Source organism: Streptosporangium subroseum (assembly GCF_900188345.1).
Classification (GTDB): Bacteria; Actinomycetota; Actinomycetes; order Streptosporangiales; family Streptosporangiaceae; genus Streptosporangium; species Streptosporangium subroseum.
The window spans coordinates 159,276-178,788 of record NZ_FZOD01000014.1 but is presented as its reverse complement, the minus strand read 5'-3'; the positions used below and the strand labels follow the sequence as shown (position 1 = coordinate 178,788).

Annotated in this window: 19 protein-coding genes; 11 read left to right on the top strand and 8 right to left on the bottom strand. The window is 69.7% G+C overall.

The window, feature by feature from the left end:
* Positions 1-447: 447 nt before the first annotated feature.
* The 3 genes from tatA (at position 448) to CHC08_RS17080 (ending at position 2,748) form a co-directional block, all read left to right on the top strand.
* Positions 448-621 (top strand): Sec-independent protein translocase subunit TatA, encoded by a 174-nt coding sequence (gene tatA / locus CHC08_RS17090; RefSeq protein ID WP_089208268.1) that lies wholly within the window; start codon positions 448-450, stop codon positions 619-621.
* Positions 622-787: 166 nt separating this feature from the next.
* Positions 788-1,585, top strand: a complete 798-nt coding sequence (locus CHC08_RS17085) for a sulfotransferase family protein (RefSeq protein ID WP_245878373.1) — start codon at positions 788-790, stop codon at positions 1,583-1,585.
* Positions 1,582-2,748, top strand: a complete 1,167-nt coding sequence (locus CHC08_RS17080; protein ID WP_089208266.1) for a glycosyltransferase family 4 protein — start codon at positions 1,582-1,584, stop codon at positions 2,746-2,748. Before CHC08_RS17085 ends, CHC08_RS17080 begins: the two co-directional genes overlap by 4 nt.
* A gap of 302 nt (positions 2,749-3,050) precedes the next feature.
* Here the strand turns inward: CHC08_RS17080 and CHC08_RS17075 are convergent, their stop codons facing one another.
* A complete protein-coding gene (locus CHC08_RS17075; RefSeq protein ID WP_089208265.1) occupies positions 3,051-4,568 on the bottom strand; it encodes an MFS transporter in 1,518 nt (505 codons plus the stop codon).
* A gap of 116 nt (positions 4,569-4,684) precedes the next feature.
* The gene (locus CHC08_RS17070; RefSeq protein ID WP_089208264.1) at positions 4,685-5,338 is read right to left on the bottom strand and encodes a TetR/AcrR family transcriptional regulator; all 654 of its coding nucleotides are present in this window, start codon (positions 5,336-5,338) and stop codon (positions 4,685-4,687) included.
* 203 nt (positions 5,339-5,541) lie between these two features.
* Here CHC08_RS17070 and CHC08_RS17065 point away from each other — a divergent pair, with 203 nt between their 5' ends.
* The 6 genes from CHC08_RS17065 to CHC08_RS17040 all read left to right on the top strand — a co-directional run bounded on the left by CHC08_RS17065 (position 5,542) and on the right by CHC08_RS17040 (position 11,338).
* Complete coding sequence (locus CHC08_RS17065) at positions 5,542-6,606, top strand: sulfite oxidase (protein WP_218825338.1); 1,065 nt, start codon at positions 5,542-5,544, stop codon at positions 6,604-6,606.
* A 197-nt stretch (positions 6,607-6,803) separates the two neighbouring features.
* Entirely contained in the window at positions 6,804-7,775 is a 972-nt protein-coding gene (locus CHC08_RS17060; protein ID WP_245878372.1) for a metal ABC transporter substrate-binding protein, read from the top strand.
* The gene (locus CHC08_RS17055) at positions 7,768-8,661 is read left to right on the top strand and encodes a metal ABC transporter ATP-binding protein (protein WP_245878371.1); all 894 of its coding nucleotides are present in this window, start codon (positions 7,768-7,770) and stop codon (positions 8,659-8,661) included. The genes CHC08_RS17060 and CHC08_RS17055 overlap by 8 nt, the downstream gene beginning before the upstream one ends.
* Entirely contained in the window at positions 8,658-9,566 is a 909-nt protein-coding gene (locus CHC08_RS17050) for a metal ABC transporter permease (RefSeq protein ID WP_089208263.1), read from the top strand. The genes CHC08_RS17055 and CHC08_RS17050 overlap by 4 nt, the downstream gene beginning before the upstream one ends.
* Complete coding sequence (locus CHC08_RS17045) at positions 9,563-10,396, top strand: metal ABC transporter permease (RefSeq protein ID WP_089208262.1); 834 nt, start codon at positions 9,563-9,565, stop codon at positions 10,394-10,396. Before CHC08_RS17050 ends, CHC08_RS17045 begins: the two co-directional genes overlap by 4 nt.
* 114 nt (positions 10,397-10,510) lie before the next feature.
* Positions 10,511-11,338, top strand: a complete 828-nt coding sequence (locus CHC08_RS17040) for a helix-turn-helix transcriptional regulator (RefSeq protein ID WP_089208261.1) — start codon at positions 10,511-10,513, stop codon at positions 11,336-11,338.
* Positions 11,339-11,409: 71 nt separating this feature from the next.
* Here CHC08_RS17040 and CHC08_RS17035 read toward each other — a convergent pair whose 3' ends face one another.
* A complete protein-coding gene (locus tag CHC08_RS17035; protein ID WP_089208260.1) occupies positions 11,410-12,195 on the bottom strand; it encodes a methyltransferase domain-containing protein in 786 nt (261 codons plus the stop codon).
* 28 nt (positions 12,196-12,223) lie between these two features.
* On the opposite strand from CHC08_RS17035, the gene CHC08_RS17030 reads away from it, so the two are divergent.
* Entirely contained in the window at positions 12,224-12,655 is a 432-nt protein-coding gene (locus CHC08_RS17030) for a helix-turn-helix domain-containing protein (protein WP_089208259.1), read from the top strand.
* Positions 12,656-12,713: 58 nt separating this feature from the next.
* Here the strand turns inward: CHC08_RS17030 and CHC08_RS17025 are convergent, their stop codons facing one another.
* The 4 genes from CHC08_RS17025 to CHC08_RS17010 are packed head-to-tail and all read right to left on the bottom strand — an operon-like array spanning position 12,714 to position 16,533.
* Complete coding sequence (locus CHC08_RS17025; protein ID WP_089208258.1) at positions 12,714-14,957, bottom strand: heavy metal translocating P-type ATPase; 2,244 nt, start codon at positions 14,955-14,957, stop codon at positions 12,714-12,716.
* A 50-nt stretch (positions 14,958-15,007) separates the two neighbouring features.
* Positions 15,008-15,994, bottom strand: coding sequence for a hypothetical protein (locus tag CHC08_RS17020; RefSeq protein WP_089208257.1), 987 nt, complete (start codon positions 15,992-15,994; stop codon positions 15,008-15,010).
* The gene (locus CHC08_RS17015; protein WP_089208256.1) at positions 15,991-16,203 is read right to left on the bottom strand and encodes a heavy-metal-associated domain-containing protein; all 213 of its coding nucleotides are present in this window, start codon (positions 16,201-16,203) and stop codon (positions 15,991-15,993) included. Before CHC08_RS17015 ends, CHC08_RS17020 begins: the two co-directional genes overlap by 4 nt.
* A gap of 48 nt (positions 16,204-16,251) precedes the next feature.
* A complete protein-coding gene (locus tag CHC08_RS17010) occupies positions 16,252-16,533 on the bottom strand; it encodes a metal-sensitive transcriptional regulator (RefSeq protein WP_089208255.1) in 282 nt (93 codons plus the stop codon).
* A gap of 499 nt (positions 16,534-17,032) precedes the next feature.
* Between CHC08_RS17010 and CHC08_RS52415 the strand changes: the two genes are divergently transcribed.
* Positions 17,033-17,158 carry a hypothetical protein gene (locus tag CHC08_RS52415; protein WP_275937179.1) on the top strand — a complete coding sequence of 42 codons (126 nt, stop codon included), beginning with the start codon at positions 17,033-17,035 and terminating at the stop codon, positions 17,156-17,158.
* 175 nt (positions 17,159-17,333) lie between these two features.
* Here CHC08_RS52415 and CHC08_RS17005 read toward each other — a convergent pair whose 3' ends face one another.
* Entirely contained in the window at positions 17,334-19,508 is a 2,175-nt protein-coding gene (locus CHC08_RS17005; RefSeq protein ID WP_089208254.1) for an MMPL family transporter, read from the bottom strand.
* Positions 19,509-19,513: the final 5 nt, after the last annotated feature.

The following is a 19,513-nucleotide window of genomic DNA, read 5'->3' as shown; positions in this document are numbered from 1 at the left end:
ACACCACTCACGAGGGGCGAGCCTCCACCCCCGAACGATCGGTCATGGACACCAGGTCGTCGCAGGTGAAGACCTGCCGGGCGCGTCACCCGAGGCGCTCTTCCCGACCCCGGGCAGGATCATCGTCACACCGTCCCGCCCGGCCGCCGGCAGGATCACGCGGAACGACAGGTGCGGGATACGTTGACCGATCGCCGCATGCCGGTCCGGCTCGATCCGGCGAGACGGCCGTTCACGGCAGCGCCGGATCCCGGGCCGAGGCCACCGCGGTGCCACGCTTTGCCAACTCCTTACATTCTCCATACCAACGATGAATACACTTCCTCCCAAAGGCCTGGCTCTGCCTGCCGAGAGGGATCTCCTATCGCGAGGGCTCTCTGTCACCCCGTGCCCGCGGAGCCACTCGGGCACCTGCGCGCACGCGGGATTCAAGACAGGAGATCATCTATGGCCGACCTCGGACTCCCTGAGGTGCTCATCATTCTGGCGGTGCTCATATTGCTCTTCGGCGCGAAAAGGCTGCCGGACGTCGCCCGTTCGATGGGCCGCTCCCTGCGCGTCTTCAAAAGCGAGATCAATCGCCCGCAGGACGACGAAGGCGCACCGCCCACGCAGCCCTGAACAAGCTCACTCCGACGCGGGCGCCCGGTTCGGGCACACAGTAAAATGCCAGGAAAGGTAAGTACTCTGCTCAGTCATGAGCTGGCAGCGTACGGTCAACAACGCCCTTGTGAGGTTCACTGGATTCCAGTTTAACCGGGTAGGGAAAGCAGGATTTTCGCCCATCGTGACCCCCGTCGGCCCGGCGAGGGAGTCGGCCGCGAAGGAATTGGTCAGGCCACCGGCCGACCCGGGGGCGGACCGGCTGCTGACCGCACCGATCTTCATCCTCTCGCCGGTCAGATCGGGCTCCACGCTCCTGCGATCGGTGCTCAACGCCCACTCGATGGTGCACGCCCCGCACGAGCTGCACGTGCGCCGGCTGACCGTGGGCTTCGGCACCCCGCTGTCGCGCAAGGCGATGGACGCGCTCGGCCACAACCAGGCCGACCTGGAACATCTGCTGTGGGACCGGGTGCTCCACCGGGAGCTCGTCCGCAGCGGCAAGACCTTCATCGCGGACAAGACCCCGGCCAACGCCTTCGCCTTCGAACGCATCGCCACCTGCTGGCCCGATGCCCGCTTCGTCTTCCTGCTGCGCCATCCCGCCTCCATCGCGAAGTCCTGGCACGAGGCCGGCCCGGACCGCCGCACGCCGGAGGAGGCCGCGCTCGACGCCCTGCGCTACATGAAGGCCGTGCAGCGGGCCCGCCGCGCGCTCACCGGCCTGACGGTGCGCTACGAGGACCTGACCGAGGAACCGGAGACCCAGATCCGGCGCATCTGCGACTTCCTCGGCGTCCCATGGGAGCCCAAGATGCTCTCCTACGGCGAGCAGACCGTGATCCAGAAAGGTCTCGGCGACTGGAAGGACAAGATCCAGACAGGGGCCGTTCAGCGAGGACGTGATCTTCCGACGCCCGACCAGATACCCGACGTCCTGCGGCCGATCTCCGTCACCTGGGGATATCTGGCGGCCGCATGAAGATCCGCTACGTACTCCTGCACGCCTACGGCATGGGCGGCACGATCCGCACCGTGATCAACCAGGCCAACGCGATGGTCGCCGCCGGACACGACGTCGAGATCGTCAGCGCGGTACGCCGCCGCGACAGACCCCAGTTCCCCGTCGATCCGCGAGTCGAGATCACCGCTCTGACCGACCAGCGCGACGGCGTACGGCCCGACTCACCGGCCCGCAAGGTCTGGCGGCGGGTCCGCGGGAAGATCGTGCCGTACGGCGAGTTCGCGGCGGCCTATTTCACCGAGCGGGTGGAGAGGGCCGTCATCGACTACGTCTCCGGGCTGCGGGACGGCGTCCTGGTGACCACCCGCCCCGCGCTGAACCTCATCTCCGCCCGCCGTACTCCGAGAAGCGTCGTGCGCATCGCCCAGGAACACATGAACCTCGCCACCCACCCCGAGAGTGTCCAGCGGGAGATCGCCCGTCACTACGGCCGGTTGGACGCGGTCGCGGTACTCACCGCGACCGACCGCAAGGACTACCAGGCACTGCTGCCCGGGACCCCGGTCGTACGGATCCCCAACGCGATCCACACCCTCGATCAGAAGGCCTCCACGCAGGACAGCCAGACCGTGATCGCCGCCGGCCGCCTCGTCCCGCAGAAGGGCTTCGACATGCTCATCCCGGCGTTCGCGCAGGTCGTGCGGCGCCATCCGGACTGGCGGCTGCGCATCTACGGCACCGGCCCCAAAAAAACCGCCCTGCGCACGCTCATCAAGGAACACCGGCTCGATGACAACGTCACCCTGATGGGCCGGAGCAACCGGCTCGACGAGGAGCTGGCCCGATCCTCGCTGTACGTGCTCAGCTCCCGGTTCGAGGGGCTGCCGATGGTGATGATCGAGGCCATGTCCCACGCCCTGCCCGTCGTCGCCTTCGACTGCCCGACCGGCCCACGTGACGTCATCACCGGTGAGATCGACGGGCTGCTCGTGCCGCCCCAGGACGTCGACGCGCTGGCCTCGGCCGTCAGCCGTCTCATCGCCGACCGGGAGCTACGGCAGCGGATGGGCCAGGCGGCCGTACGGACGGCGCGGGACTACTCCCCCGACACCGTCACCCCCATGTGGGAGAAGCTGTTCGCGGAACTCCTGCGGGCCGATCCCCCCGCCTCGAAGCCCTGACCTCGTCTCGCCCTTCTCCTCCCCGTCCAGGCGAGGAGGAGGGCGAGCAGCAGCAGCAGGGATTTGGCGATCGTCATGGGCACGAAGCCACCGGGCATTCCCCGCCCTTCCGCCGACCACCTCGTACGCCGGTGAGGTGACGTGCCGCTGCGATGGCGTGGCCCAACGGGCCCGGTCTGCCGGGTCGACGGCTGATCCGCGGTCGTCCGGCGGCGGGGTGATCGCGGTGGCCCGGGCCATGCGATCGAACGGCATGAGGGGCCCGGCTCAAGCCGGGCCCCTCATGCGTGTCCACGGAGTGGTCAGTGCGCGAACACCGGGATCGGCACGTCCTCCTGCCCGTCCTCACCGGACGAGGTGATCGGGTCGCCACCCTGGTGACCGGTGTTGACGAGGGTGATCACGATGACGGCGGCCAGTATCAGGATGCCGACCGCCCACCAGATCGCGGTGGCGTAGCCGTGCACCGCCGTCTGGTTGGCGAAGGCGATCTTGCCGAGGGTGCCCGCCTCGGCGGCGTGCGAGGTGGCCCAGGCGGTGGCGGCGCTGGCGGCGATGGTGTTGAGCAGGGCGATGCCGATGGCGCCACCGACCTGCTGCGAGGTGTTGACCATCGCGGAGGCGACCCCCGCGTCACGCGGCTGGACGCCGTACGTGGCCAGGCTCATCGCCGGCATGAAGGCCGTGCCCATGCCGAGGCCCAGCAGGATCTGCGCGGGCAGCACCAGGCCCACGTACGAGCTGTCGATCGCCATCTGGGTCAGAATCAGCATGCCGACCGCGGCGAGCAGGAAGCCCGGCGCCATCAGCAGTCGCGGCGGGACGCGGGTCATCAGGCGGGCGCCGATCTGCGTCGAGCCGATGACCATGCCCGCGATCATCGGCAGGAAGGCGAAGCCCGTCTGCACCGGCGAGTAACCCTTGATGGCCTGCAGGTAGTAGGTCAGGAAGAGGAACAGGCCGAACATCGCGATGATGGCCAGGCCCAGCGACATGTACACGCCACCGCGGTTTCTGTCGGCCACCACGCGCAGCGGCAGCAGCGGAGACCGTACCTTGCTCTCGACCAGCGCGAACGTGGCGAGGAGCACGACGGCGGCGACGAACAGGCCGATGGTCACGCTCGCGGTCCAGCCGTCGGACTCGGCGCGGGTGAAGCCGTAGACCAGGGAGACCAGGCCGAGGGTGGCCAGGACGACGCCGGGGATGTCGAGGCTGTTGCCGTTGCGGGTGCCGGCGGGCTCACGGATGACGAGGAAGGCACCGGTGGCGGCGACGACGGCGAAGGGGATGTTCACGAAGAACGTCCAGCGCCAATCGAGGTATTCGGTCAGGAAACCGCCGAGGATCAGGCCCACGGCGCCGCCACCGCCGGCGATGGCGCCGTAGATGCCGAAAGCTTTGGCACGTTCCCGGGACTCGGTGAACATCACCGCGAGCAGCGACAGCGCGGCGGGCGCCAGCAGCGCGCCGAACGCGCCCTGCAGCGCGCGAGAGCCGAGCAGCATCGCCTCGTTGACCGCGGCGCCGCCGAGCGCGGAGGCTCCCGCGAAGCCGATCAGTCCAATGGTGAAGGCACGCTTGCGGCCCCACAGGTCCGCGATACGGCCGCCGAAGAGCAGCAGTCCACCGAACGCCAGGGCGTAACCGGTGATCACCCACTGGCGGTTGCCGTCAGAGATGCCGAGGTCCGCCTGGGCGGAGGGCAGCGCGATGTTCACGATCGTCGAGTCGAGCACGACCATCAGCTGGGCTATGGCGATGAATGCGAGCGCTTTCCAGCGTCGGGGGTCCGGTTGGACCTGGGCTGTTTCAGACATGGGTGAACTCACTAACGGTATGGAGGAAACGAATTCAGCGCGAAATCGGCGCGAAAAAGTAAGGGGTGATGCGGTGTCTGGAAGTACGGGGACTCAGCAGGTCGCCGTGATCGTCATTAGCGACGCCGTTGGAAGTCCTCGAATGTCGCGGCGGTTCCCGGCAGGGGGGAGCGTCCCGGAGCACGCAGGCCGTCGAGGAAAAGTTGCAGATGACGATCCACGAACCGGTCGAGGTTCAGGTCCGTGGTACCCGGAAGGGGCCGGGTGAGCTGGTGCACTGCGATCACGATGTCGGCGGCGGCCACGTCGGGGCGGAGCAGCCCCGAGCTGTGCGCCCGGTCCACGATGTCCTCCAGAGCGTGTTCAAGGCGGATGCGTTGTTCGGCGAGCTCTGCGGCGATCAGCTCACAACCGTCGGACAGAATCGGGCAGAGAGCCCCGATCCGCTCTTCGGCCGCGCCGTGCACGAAACGCTGCAGCGCCTCGAACGCGTCCGGTGCCTCGGCGAGCGCCGATTCGGCCAGCGCGACGATCCTGTTCATGACCTCCAGCGTCACCTGCCGGATCAGATCCGAGCGGTCGACGAAGTGCCGGTAGATGGTGGCGTTGCTCACCCCGGCCCGCCGTGCGACCTGGTCGAAGGCAACCTCGGCGCCGTACTTCACGAACTCCTCGCGCGCGGCGGCCACGATCCGCTCCCGATTGCGTGACGCATCCGCCCGCAGCCGGGGAACGTGGCTCGGCTCGACGGTTGTGCTCGTGATGCTCACGGCGGCGCTCCCCTCTGTCGCCCGTCATACAAATCGGGGAATGACTCCCCGTTTTCCAAGGCGTACGTGTAAACGGGGAACTCATCCCCGGATATTTCGCAAGGCCCTATGAGCTGCATCACAGGCCACCTGGCTGGGCCGGTGTCATGTCACCGGCCCAGGGTATCCGGAACTACATGGACATATGGGATAAAAGGGATGACATGGTGGTGCACGGGACCGATCCATACAACGCCGAGCCCTCGCCGTGCGTCCTGGCCGATCGGACCCTCACCCCGCTCGACGCCTTCTACAGCCGCAACCACGGCCCCATTCCCGATCTGGATCCGGCCTCCTGGCGCCTGACGGTGGACGGCCTGGTCGGACACCCGCTGACGCTGTCCCTGGAGGATCTGCGTTCCGATTTCTCCGAGCACGCCCTGGTGGCGACCCTGCAGTGCGCGGGCAATCGCCGCGCCGACCTGATCAAGGTCCGCGACATTCCCGGCGAGGACCCCTGGGGACCCGGCGCCATCTCCACCGCCCACTGGAACGGCGTCAAACTGGCCGACGTGCTCGCCCGCGCCGAGTTGTGCCCCGAGGCCGCGCACATCGCCTTCGCCGCCCCCGACGTCTCCGACATCGCCGATCCGCCCCAGCCCTACGGCGGCTCGATTCCCGTCGCCAAGGCCATCACCGGGCAGGTCCTGCTGGCCTGGGGCATGAACGGCCGGCCGCTGCCCCGGGCCCACGGCGCCCCGGTCCGCGCCATCGTCCCGGGCTGGATCGGCGCCCGCAGCGTCAAATGGCTCCAGCGCGTCACCGCCCAGGCGGAACCCTCCGACAACTACTTCCAGGCCACCGCCTACCGCATGCTGCCCTCCGAGGCCGACCCCGCCCGGACCGGCCCCTGCGCCGGCATCTCCCTGGGACCCGTCACCCTCAACACCGCCATCCTGCGCCCCGACGACGGCGCCCGCCTGCGACCCGGCCTCACCCAGATCGCCGGCTACGCCTACGCCGGCGAGAACCGCGCCGTCGCCCGCGTCGACGTCTCCCTCGACGAGGGCGGCACCTGGATCCAGGCGGATCTCGACGAGCAGGTCAGCCCCTGGGCGTGGCAGCACTGGCGCACCACCGCCGACCTGGGCGAAGGCGAAACCGTGATCACCGCCCGCGCCTGGGACACCGCCGGGGCCACCCAGCCCGAATCGGCCCGGCACCTGTGGAATCCCAAGGGTTACGCCAACACCTCGTGGGCTCGCATCCACGTCACCTGCCACTCCTGAGGAAAAAGTCATCGGCCACCCGGCGCCGGGGCCGGGGCCGAAGGCGTGCGCGAGTTCGGCATCCCCGCCGGGGCGGGCGGGGCGGGCCACGGCCATCGGCGCATCGAAGGAGAATGATAACTAATTTGACAATCATTTTCATTCGATGAAGAATCCGACCGAATCCTTACATCCATGCCTAAAAGGGATAATCTTCCGTGTTCTCATCTCGAAGCGGTCTTGTAGCGAGCGCCGGATTGATCGCGTTGCTGGCCACGGCCTGCGGGCAGGCCGACACCGCTCAGACGTCCTCGGCCGCATCCGACCAGGCCGTGACCTCGACGACGGCCGACGGCCCGCTCAAGGTGGTCGCCACCACCACGCAGGTCGCCGACTTCGCCCGCAACGTCGGTGGCGACAAGGTCACCGTCACCCAGATCCTCAGGCCGAACGTCGACCCGCACGACTACGAGCCCTCCCCCGCCGACATCCAGGCCATCGCGGATGCCGACGTCGTGGTGAAGAACGGCGTGGGCCTGGAGAAATGGCTGGACCAGGTGATCTCCTCGGCCGGGTTCGAGGGTCAGGTCGTGGACGCCAGCCAGGGCGTGACCATCCGCAAGGGTGACGGCTCGGAGGAGGAGAGCGCGGGCGACCCCCACATCTGGCACAACCCGCAGAACGCCAAGATCATGGCGGCGAACATCGAGAAGGCTTTCGCCGCCAAGGACACTCCCGACGCCGCCGCGTACCAGGCCAATCTGGACACCTACGGTGCCAAGCTGGACGCCCTGGACACCGACATCGCCCAGCGCATCAACACGATCCCCGCCGCCCAGCGCAAACTGGTGACCAACCACGACGCGTTCGGCTACTACATCGACCGCTACCACCTGACGTTCATCGGTTCGATCATCCCCAGCTTCGACACCTCCGCCGAACTGTCGGCCAAGCAGATCTCCGATCTCGTCGCCAAGATCAAGGCAACCGGCGTGACCGCCGTCTTCTCCGAGTCCTCCCTGCCGCCCAAGACCGCCCAAGCCATCGGAACGGAGGCGGGGGTGAAGGTCGAGGCCGGCGAGGACTCCCTGTACGGGGACACGCTCGGCCCCGAGGGTTCGGCGGGCGCGACCTACCTGGACATGGAGAAGCACAACACCGAGGTCATCGTCGGCACGCTCAATGGCTGACACCGCCCCCCCGGCCTCTCCTCCGGACGGCGTTCCCCCGGACGCCCCGCCCGAAGCCGTCCCGCCCGATGCCGCCGGACCCCAAGCCGCCACGTCCGAAACCGTCGGACCCGAGGACGGCGCGCCCCGGGAGCGGGACGTCACGCTGCGGATGGAGCACGCCAGCATCGCGTACGGCGACGTGCCGGTGCTGGAGAAGATCCACGGCATCGTCCACCCGGGCGAGGCCGTCGCGCTGATCGGCCCCAACGGGGCAGGCAAGTCGACCCTCATCAAGGCGATCCTCGGCCTGGTCCCGGTCGTCCGAGGCAGGATCGAGGTGCTGGGCCGTACTCCCGCCCTGGCACGTCGCGACGTCGCCTACGTGCCCCAGGCCGACACTCTCGACCCCGACTTCCCCGTCTCGGTCGAGCAGGTCGTGATGATGGGCCGCTACCGGAAGATCGGCTGGCTCAGGCGTCCGGGCAGGGCCGATCGCACGGCGGCGGCGGAGGCGCTGGAGCAGGTGGGCCTCACCCAGCGGGCGCGCCACCGGTTCGGCACGCTGTCGGGTGGGCAGCGCCAGCGAGTGCTGCTGGCGCGGGCGATCGCCGCCCAGCCGCGGCTGCTGCTGCTGGACGAGCCGTTCAACGGCGTCGACGCCGTCAGCCAGCACGCCCTGCTGGAGGCGATCTCCGTCCTCAAGGGCCGGGGCGCGAGCGTGGTGATCAGCACCCATGACCTGGCCATCGCCCACCTGGCGTGCGAGGAGGTGTGCCTGCTCAACCGGTACCAGTTCGGCTTCGGCCCGGCCGAGGAGGTCCTGACTCCCGAGTGCCTGCGGGCGACCTACGGGGGGCACGCGCTGGAGCTGCGCGGGGACCGGGTCATCGTGGCCCAGTCATGAACCTCTTCGAGCCCTTCGCCACCCCGTTCATGGCCCGCGCGCTGATCGAGCTGATCATCCTCGGCGCGCTGGCGGGCACCGTCGGCGTGCTGGTCCTGCTGCGCAAGCTCGCCTTCGTCACCGACACCATGACCCACACCGTCTTCCCCGGCGTGGTCATCGGCTATCTGGCGGCGGGTGAGGGCGGCATCTTCTGGGGCGCGCTCGCCGCGGGCATGGTGACCGCGGCGCTGCTCACCCTCCTCACCCGCAGGCGCAAGGTGAGCGAGGACGCCGCCCTGGCCATGCTGCTCACCTCGCTGTTCGCGCTCGGCGTGGTACTGGTCTCCCGGCAGAGCGGCTACACCACCGACCTGACGGCCTTCCTGTTCGGCCGCGTCCTGACCGTCACCGGGGAGCAGCTGGCGCAGACCGCGCTGATCTCCGTCGTCGTCATCGTCATGCTGGCCCTGCTGCGGCGCCCGCTCCTGCTGCGCGCCTTCGACCCCGAAACGGCCGAGGCGGCCGGCTACCGTACGGGGCTGCTCGATGTGGCGACCAACCTGCTCGTCGCGGTGGTCATCGTGGCCGCCGTACGCGCCGTGGGCACCATCCTGGTCATCGCGCTGCTGATCGTGCCCGCCGCGGCCGCCCGCGCGCTGTCCGACCGGCTCGCGCTCATCGTGCCGCTGGCCGTCGTGATCGGCGTCCTGGGAGGCTGGTTCGGCCTCGCTACCAGCTACGAGGCCTCCATCCACCACGGGGTACGGCTGGCCGCGGGCGGCACCGTCGTCCTCGTCCTGACCGGCCTCTACCTGCTGGCCGGGCTCGGCGGTGTGGCCCGCCGCCGAATCGTCCGGAGACGCGCGGCGGCCGGACCCCTCGACCAGGCCACCGCCGGGATCTCGACGGGGGTGACCGGATGAACTGGTTCGACTCCGCCATGCACCGAGCCCTGCTGGAGGCCGCCCTCGTCGGAGCCATGGGCGGGGTCGTCGGTGTCTTCGTGGTCGCTCGCAGGCTGTCGTTCTTCACCATGGCACTCACCCATGCCACCTTCCCCGGCATCGTCATCGCGGCGCTGCTCGGTATCAACCTGCTCCTCGGCGGCGGCGTCTTCGGCCTGCTCATCGTGGCGGGGGTCGTGATGCTGGGCCGGGGCAGGGGGCAGGACTTCACCGCGGCCACCGGGGTCGCCCTGGCCGGCGGCTTCGCGCTCGGAGTCGTCCTGATCTCCGCGCAGTCCGGCTTCACCAAGGACCTGACCGCCTACACCGTGGGTGACATCCTCACCGTCGACACCTTCGACCTGGCCACGACAGCCGCCGTCACCTGTGTGGTCCTGCTCACTCTCGCGATGCTGGGCAAGGAGCTGCTGCTGCGGGCCTTCGACCCCGACGGCGCCGCGGCGGCGGGGCTGCCCGTGGTGCTGCTGGACCTCGCGTTGCTCGCGCTCGTCGAGATGGCCGTGGTGGCGACCGTCCCCGCGCTCGGCGCCATCCTGACCCTCGCCCTGCTCGTCGGACCCGCGGCCACCGCCCGGCTGCTCAGCGACCGCCTCGCCCTTCTGTTCCCGCTGGCGGCCGCGATCGGCGTCGCCTGCGGGCTCGCCGGAATCTGGATCTCCATGGTCGCCGACGTCGCCGCGGGGGCGTCCATCGCGCTGCTCGTCGGCGCCGTTTTCGCCGTCGCCCTGCTCCTCCGCCGCGGCGTGCGAAGACCACGACGATCCACGGCCCTCAGCGGAGCCGACTGATCGTTCCACCCGGTGCCCATGCCGCGCCGACCTGGGCACCTCCCCTGCGGGAGCGTTCCCACCTGGGAGTAATACGACCACCCTGCCAGTTGATTTCTGACGTAACGTGCCGAAATGGACAGTGACAATCTCCTTGGTGAGTTCCTGCGTGCGCGGCGCGAGGTCACCACTCCCCAGCAGGTGGGGTTGCTGCACTCCGGTCCTCGCCGGACGCCGGGGCTGCGCCGGGAAGAGCTGGCGATGCTGGCCTGTGTCAGCACCGATTACTACGTCCGCCTGGAACAGGGGCGCGAGCGCCACCCCTCCGAGCGGGTGCTCGCCTCGCTGGTCAAGGCGCTGGGCCTCGGGCCCGACGCCGCGGCGTATCTGTACGAACTCGCCCACCCGAGGCCGCGGCAGCCCAGGGCCGCCGACAAGGCCCGGCAGGTCAGCCCGGACCTGCTGCGGCTGATGCGCAGCTGGCCCGACACCCCGGCTCTCGTGTGCGACCGCTGGATGGACGTGCTGGCCACCAACTCTCTGGCCGACGCTCTCCACAGTGGCCACGAATACACGGACAACCTGCTCCAGCTGGTCTTCCTGGAACCCGCCGCGCGCGAGTTCTACCGGGACTGGGAGGAGGTCGCCCACAGCAAGGTCGCCCACCTGCGCGCCGCCGCCGGTGCCGACCTCGACGACCCGTACCTGACCGAGCTGATCGATGAGCTCTCCGACGGAAGCTCGGAGTTCCGCCGGCTCTGGGCCCGCCACGACATATCCGGCAAGACCCGCGAGACCAAGCGACTCCGCCACCGCGAGGTCGGCGACCTGACCCTCACCTGCGAGGTGTTCGACATCAACAGCGCCCCCGGCCAGCAGCTGATCGTTCTACAGGCCGAGCCCGCCAGTCCCTCCGAGCACGCCCTGGCCCTGCTGAGCAATCTCGCGGCCACGGCCTCGTGACGACGTCCGGCCGGGAAGATCCGGCCGGCGGCTCGCCGTACAGGTCGTCCTCACGAGCTCGAACCTGATCGTCAGGGGCGGCGTGCCGCCGCGACGAACAGCGGAATCGCGAGGAAGAGCCGCCCGTTCCGTGCGCGGCCGGTCTGCTCCGCGATCCACGCGTCGGCCCGGCCCTGGGTGATCACCCCGGCGGAGCGGGCGGCGTGGGCGAGCCCGGAGAGCATGGGCATCATCAACCCGTCGGTGAACACACCGGTGCGCACCTCCACCTCGACGTCGTCGAACCCGGCGTTGAGCAACAGGTTGCGGTAGCCACGGGCGGCCCGAGGGTTCGGGACGCCGTCGGCGCGGGAATGCACGATGGTCCGGGTCAGGGCCGGGTCGTCGGAGTCGATGACAAAGGTGTCCCAGTCCTGGCCGATGAGGACGATGCGCCCGCCCGGGGCGAGCACCCGCCGCGCCTCGGCGAGTGCTCTGGCCGGGTCGTCGAGCTCGTGGTAGACCCTCTCGGCCCGATATCCGTTCACCTCTCCGTCCTGGAACGGCAACGCGTAGGCGTCGCCGACGCGGAGATCGGCCTCGGGCCGGCGCTGCCGGCCAATGGCGATCATCTGCTCGCTGATGTCGACGCCGATCGCCCTCACGTCGCGTTCGGCCATCTCCCCGACGGCCCATCCGGCGCCGCAGCCGACGTCGATCACGTGCGCACCGGGCACCAGGTGAAGCAGCTCGTAGGAACGGACGCGCAGCTCGACCGAGTCCGGAAGGGCGTCGACCATGTCGAGCAGCCGGATCAACCGGTTGGCCGGATCATCTTCATGGCCCGTGCTGTGGCCTGTAACGGTGATGTTGGACATGTCATCGAGGATGCGACTTAATGTCGACATGAAGTCAAGTGGAGACGTCACGTCGATGGCCATCGGTCAGATCGCGGAGCGGTTCGGCCTGGCGGCACATGTGCTGCGGCACTGGGAATCCATGGGCCTGCTGGCACCGGCACGGGTGGAGGGCGATCGCCGTCGTTACGGCCGCGATGATCTTTACCGCGTCGCGGTGATACTGCGGGCGAAGGAGGCCGGATTCAGCCTCGACGACATCAGGGAGATGATCGCCACCGGCGATCCGGACGGGCGACGCGACATCCTGCTCCGCCGGCACGCGGACCTGACCCGGCGCATCGCCGAGGCGCAGTCCTCCCTCCACCTCATCGAATGCGCCCTGGACTGCGACCACGCGGACTTCACCGGCTGCGCCCACTTCCAGGACATGGTGGCCGAGCGGATCGGAGTCGGCTCGCCCCTGCGGGTCCGGGCGTGACGGAATGCCAAGCCGGCCGGAGGCGGTACGTACCGCCTCCGGCCGGCTTGGCGCTCTCCTAGGTGAAGCGGCGCAGGCGCAGGCTGTTGCCGACCACGAAGACCGAGGAGAACGCCATCGCGGCTCCGGCGATCATGGGGTTGAGCAGGCCGAGCGCGGCCAGGGGCAGGGCGGCCACGTTGTAGGCGAAGGCCCAGAACAGGTTGCCCTTGATGATGCGCAGCGTCCGGCGCGACAGCCGGATCGCGTCGGCGGCCACCCGCAGGTCACCGCGGACCAGGGTGAGGTCGGAGGCCTCGATGGCGGCGTCGGTGCCGGTCCCCATGGCCAGGCCGAGATCGGCCTGAGCCAGCGCCGCGGCGTCGTTGACGCCGTCACCGACCATGGCGACCCTGCGGCCTTCGGCCTGCAGCCGCTTGACGACGTCGACCTTGCCGGCGGGCAGCACCTCGGCGATCACCTCGTCGATGCCGACCTCGTCGGCGACCGACCGGGCCACGGCCTCGTTGTCGCCGGTGAGCAGCACCGGGGTCAGCCCCAGCGCGCGCAACCGCCGGATCGCCTCGGCCGAGGTCGGTTTGATCGTGTCGGCCACCACCAGGACCGCGCGCGCCTTGCCGTCCCAGCCGACCGCGACGGCGGTACGGCCCGCCGCCTGTGCCGCGGTGAGCGCCTGTTCCAGCTCGGCCGGCAGGTGCTGTGACCATTCGGCGAGCAGTGCGGGACGGCCGACGAGCACGGCGTGCCCGTCAACGACGCCCTGGACGCCGAGGCCCTCGATGCCGGCGAAGTCCTCGACGGCGGGCAGCGCGCCCACGCGCTCGGCGGCTCCCCGGGCGACGGCCTGGGCGATGGGGTGTTCGGAGGCGTGCTCCAGGGCGCCCGCCAGGCGCAGCACCTCGGCGGCGTCCTCACCGTCGGCGAGGTGGACGCCGGCGAGGGTCATCTTCCCCTCGGTGACGGTGCCGGTCTTGTCGAGCACGACGGTGTCGACGGCGCGGGTGGACTCCAGCGCCTCAGGACCCTTGATCAGGATGCCGAGCTGGGCTCCGCGGCCGGTGCCGACCAGCAGCGCGGTCGGGGTGGCCAGGCCCAGGGCGCACGGGCAGGCGATGATCAGCACGGCGACCGCGGCGGTGAAGGCCGCCCCGGCGCCGCCACCGGTGCCCAGCCAGTAGCCGAGCGTGCCGACGGCCAGTGCGATCACGATCGGGACGAAGATCCCGGAGATGCGGTCGGCCAGCCGCTGGACCTGGGCCTTGCCGGTCTGGGCGTCCTCGACCAGCCTGGCCATCTGGGCGAGCTGGGTGTCGGAGCCGATGCGGGTGGCGCGGACGACCAGGCGGCCCCCGGCGTTGACGGTCGCGCCGGTCACCGTGTCGCCGGGCCGTACCTCGACCGGCACCGACTCACCGGTGAGCATGGAGGCGTCGACCGCTGAGGAACCCTCCTCGACCACGCCGTCGGTGGCGATCTTCTCGCCGGGCCGGACCACAAATCGATCTCCGACGGCCAGTTGATCGGACGGGACCCGCGTCTCGGATCCGCCGCGCAGGACGGTGACGTCCTTGGCGCCCAGCTCCAGCAGGGCTCGCAGGGCGGAGCCCGCGCGGCGTTTGGCCCGGGCCTCGAAGTAGCGGCCGGCCAGGATGAACGCGGTCACGCCCGCGGCCGCCTCGAAGTAGATGTTGCCCGAGCCGTCGGTGCGCTCGATCGTGAACGAGAACGGATGGATCATGCCCGGGGTGCCCGCGCTGCCGAAGAACAGCGCCCACAGCGACCAGCCGAGAGCGGCGAGGGTGCCGAGCGAGACCAGGGTGTCCATGGTCGCGGCGCCGTGGCGCAGGTTCGTCCAGGCGGCCTTGTGGAACGGCCAGCCGGCGTAGACCACGACCGGCGCGGCCAGCGTGAGCGACAGCCACTGCCAGTTGGTGAACTGCAGCGCCGGGATCATCGCCATCGCGATCACCGGCACCCCGAGCACCACGGAGGTGATCAGTCGCCGTCGCAGCGGCTGGAGCTCGTCCGCAGGCTCGTCCCGCGTCGTGTCGCCCTGCTGCTCCGGCTTCGGCGGGAGCTCGGCGGTGTAGCCGGTCTTCTCGACCTCGGCGATCAGCTCCTGCGGATCAATGCCCTCGCCGAAGGTGACCTTGGCCTTCTCGGTGGCGTAGTTGACGGTCGCGGTCACACCGTCGAGTTTGTTGAGCTTGCGCTCGATCCGGTTGGCGCAGGAGGCACAGGTCATGCCGCCAATTGAGAGTTCGACCGTGCTCTGCGGCCTGTCATCGGTGAGGGAGGACATCACCTGCTCCTTTCGCTCATCGTACCGGATTCCTCTCGTCGCACCGGGCGTCAATGGTCGTGCTCGCCGTGCTCGGACGGGCCGGTCGAGGGGGCGGGGGTGGGTGCCGCGCCCTGACCGGCGTGGAGGGTGAAGTCCGCGGTGCGCACGACTCCCCCGTGCTGGAAGTCCAGGAACAGCCGGTAGTCGCCCCGGCTGGGCACCTCCGCGTAGAAGGTGATCTCCGGACCCGGCTGGGTCCTGCCGTCGCCCGGCTCCCCGTCGGGGTGCACGTGCAGGTAGGCCAGGTCTCCCGCGCGCAGCGCGACCAGGTGGCCGTAAGCGCCCAGGTAGGGCTGCAGGTCGGTGACCGGGCGGCCGTCCCTGCCGACCCTGAGGGTGATCCTGCTCGACTTTCCGGGGACCAGGTCGCCGTCGAGGGTGACGGTGTAGCCGTCGACCGTGGACGTACGGCTCAGCTCGGGCGGTTGCCCGGGTTCGTAGGCGCCGCCCGCCCGCAGATCGGCGCCGAGGGTGAGGTCAGGGCCTCCCTCGGGGGCGAAGTCGGCGAACGCCCGGTAGGCGCCCGCCTCGGGCAGGGTCAGCTTCACCGACCACACGCCGTCACCGGTCAGCTCGGGGTGCAGGTGCTGGAAGCCGCCCAGGTCGCGGGAGACCACGATGAAGTGCAGCTTCTTGTCATGTTTCGTCTGGTAACGAGTGACGGGCCCGCCGTCGGGTCCGATCACGCTGAACCGGAAGTCCGTGGCCTCGCCCGGCGTGATCTCCGTCGTCTCGGGGGTCAGGGTGTAACCGTCCTGGGACACTTGAAGCCCTCCTGGGGCGGGTGCCTCGACTGCTGCCCGGCTCGGAGCCGTTTCCGCGTGGGCTCCATGATCGTTCGTTTCCCGGCCCGGGGACGGGGCCGCGTGGGCGCCGTGATCGTCCGCGATGGGCACGACGCCGGCGGAGCCCACCGCGTTGCCCGCTCCGAGCGCTCCGCCGAAGATCACGGCGAGACCCAGGGCGTAGGCTCCGAGCTTGGCGGGCGTGTTCACGGCACGGCCACCACTTCGTATCCGGCCTCCTTGACCGCGGCCGCGACGGCGTCGTCGTCGATCGGGCCGTCGCTTCCGACCGTCACCAGGCCCGTGGCCAGGTCGACCTCGACGCCGGTGACACCCGGGATCTCGGTGACCTCCTCGGTGACCGAGCTGACGCAGTGGCCGCAGGTCATACCCTTGACGGTGTAGGTGGTGGTGGTCATGATGATCGCTCCTCTTGCGTGGTGGTTACGTGTTGATCCATGTGACGGTCAGGAGCGGACGAGGCGGGCGATGGCGTCGGAGGCTTCCTTGATCTTGGCCTCGGCCTCTGCGCCGCCCTTGGCGGTGGCCTCGGCCACACAGTGCGCCATGTGCTCTTCCAGCAGGGAGAGGGCGAAGGACTGCAGCGCCCGGTTGGACGCCGACACCTGGGTGAGGATGTCGATGCAGTATTTGTCCTCTTCAACCATCCGCTGCAGACCGCGGATCTGACCTTCGATCCGGCGCAGCCGCCGCACGTGGTCCTGTTTGTTGTCGGCGTATCCGTGCATCTCTCCCCCTGTGCGCAGCTTCTTCTCCTATAACACGGTACCCCCCTATGGTATTCCGCCCTCGACGACCGAATCATCGGCCGACTCGATCCGAATACCGGTCACACCCGTCACGCCGCCGGCCCCGCCGATCCCGGCGGAGACCAACAAGACGCGGCGTCCGCAGGTCATCCCGCCAAGCTCACAGGCACCCCCGCCCTCGGTCCCAACCCGCGAGGGTCGTTGCCCGTGACGCCGCACACACACGCCTTCCCGCCCTCATTGATACCAGGGCGGGGTATCCCGACGCGATGACCCTAACATACCCCCATGGGGTTCATTTCTCCGATAGAAGTCCCAAATTTCACCGACAAGCGGGGTTGGCCACGGCGCGCAGGCCCATATCGATCTATTCGCGGAAACGGGCGAGCGGACGCCTGCCCCTCGTTCCTTTACGGTGGAGATCCGCATGTCGCGCCCGTCTCCGCAGATGACCCCCGGCCCCGCCATCGAGCACCCGATGACAGTGAGTAGCGTAAAGAACACTCATCGCATTCTCGTGGCTGGAGTGTTCATGCGCATGCCCATCTCCCTCGCCTGCGGCGCCGCCACCGCGTTCCTCGCCTTCGCGGCGCCCTCCCCATGACCGTTCCACGGCCATGGGCCACCCCGCTGCCCGGAAAGACGGCACAGGAGTATGCCGGGACAGCATTGATCAAGTCCGGCGACCTCGCAGGCGTGGGCCGGTCCGCCTCACGGACGTGGTGATCCAACGCGTTCCGGCCGGGCGGCGTGACACCGCCCGGCCGGTGGGAGACGGGTCAGTTGTGGACCGCCACCTTCGAAGCCTCCCCGTCCAGGTGCACGCGGAGCTGCTCACCCTCGATGTCGACGTTGGGCAGGACCCGCGACAGCCAGCGGGGCAGCCACCACGCCTTGTCGCTCAGCAGGGACATGACGGCCGGCACGATCGTCATCCGCACCACGAACGCGTCGATGACCACGCCGATGGCGAGGGCGAACCCCATGGACTTGATGATCGGATCGTCGAGCAGCACAAAGCCGGCGAAGACCGAAATCATGATCAGCGCGGCCGCGGTGACGACGCGGGCGCCGTGGCCCATCCCCGAGATGGTGGCCTGCTCCGCGGTGTTGCCGTGGACGAAGTCCTCCCGCATCCGGGAGACCAGGAAGACCTGGTAGTCCATCGCCAGGCCGAACAGGATGCCGATGAGCAGGATGGGCAGGAAGCTGACCAGCGGCCCCGGGGTGTCCAGCCCGAGGAGGCCGGCGAGCCATCCCCACTGGAAGACCGCGACGGTGATGCCGAAGGTGGCGCCGACGGTGAGCAGGAATCCGAGCGCCGCCTTGATCGGGACCAGCACCGACCGGAAGACCAGCATCAGCAGCAGGACGGACAGTCCGACCACGAGCAGCAGGTAGATGGGCAGGGCGGCGGAGAGCTTCTCGGAGACGTCGATGCCGATCGCGGTCTGGCCGGTCAGCGCCACCTCGGCGCCGTCGAGGTTCGCGACCTTGGCCCTGATGTCCTGGACCAGAGTCTCCGTGGCGGCGTCGGTGGGTCCGGTGCTCGGGATGACGGCGAGCAGCGCGGTGGTTTTCAACGCGTTGAGCTGCGGCGGGGTCACCGCGACGACACCCTTGGTGCCCTGGATGAGGGTGGCGGCCTGCTTCGCGGCCAGGCCGGTGGCCTCGGGCGAGTCGCCGGTGACCACCGCGGCCAGGCGGCCGTTGAAGCCCGGTCCGAACCCCTCGGCGATGAGGTCGTACGCCTTGCGCGCCGCGCTGTTCTCCGAGGCGGTGCCCGCGTCGGGCAGCGCCAGCCGCATGTCCTTGGCGGGTACGGCGAGCGCGGCCAGGCCCAGCACTCCGGCGATGATGAACACCGCCCGCCAGCGGGTGACGAGGTAGGCCCAGCGGAAGCCGAAGCCCGCACGTCCCGAGGCTCCCGCCTCCGGGGCGGCACGGTGCCGGCGGGCCAGGATCCTGCGGCCGGCGAAGCCGAGCAGCGCGGGCTGCAGCGTGATCGCCACCAGCACGGCGACGGCGACGGTGGCCGAGGCGGCCAGGCCCATCACGGTCAGGAACGGGACGTTGACCACCGACAGCCCGGCGAGCGCGATGACGACGGTGGCGCCGGCGAAGACGACGGCCGATCCCGCCGTGCCGACCGCCCGGCCGGCGGCCTCCTCGGGCTCCAGCCCGTCGAGCAGGTTCTGGCGATGCCTGGAGGTGATGAACAGCGAGTAGTCGATGCCGACGGCCAGGCCGAGCATCAGCGCGAGCACCGGAGCCGTGGCGGTCAGCTGCACGGCGCCGCTGAGCGCGAACAGCCCGGCCATGCCGACCCCCAGGCCGATGAGCGCGTTGAGCAGGGTCATTCCGGCGGCCACCAGCGAGCCGAAGGTGACGATGAGCACGACCGCCGCGACGGCGACGCCGAGCGCCTCGGTCGAGCCGATCTCGGGCTCGCCCGACATGATCTCGCCGCCGTGCTCCACCCGAAGGCCGGCGCTCTCGGCCGCGCCGCCCGCCTTCTCGTACGCCGCGCGCTGGGCGTCGGTCACGTCGTCGCTACGGCCGGCGAACTGCACCTGGATCAGCGCGTAGCGGCCGTCAGGGGAGAGCGCCCCGATCTTGAACGGGTCGACGGCGGCCACCACGCCCGGGAGCGTTCCAGCCTCCTTCGTGAGCGCCTGGACGGCGGCCTGGTTCTGCGGGGCGGTCAGCTGCGCGCCCTCGGGGGCGGCGACGACGATGGTGCCGGTGGCGCCGGCGGCCTGGGGGAAGTGCTTGGCCAGGGAGTCGAGCGCCCGCTGCGACTCCGTTCCCGGCATGGTGAAGTTACTGGCCGTGGGGCCCATGAAGACGACGGCGCCGATGCCCGTGACGGCCAGCACGGCGAGCCAGAGGGCCAGCACCAGCCGTCTATGGCGGAAGGAGGCACGGCCGAGCCTGTACAGCAAAGTAGCCAATGGAG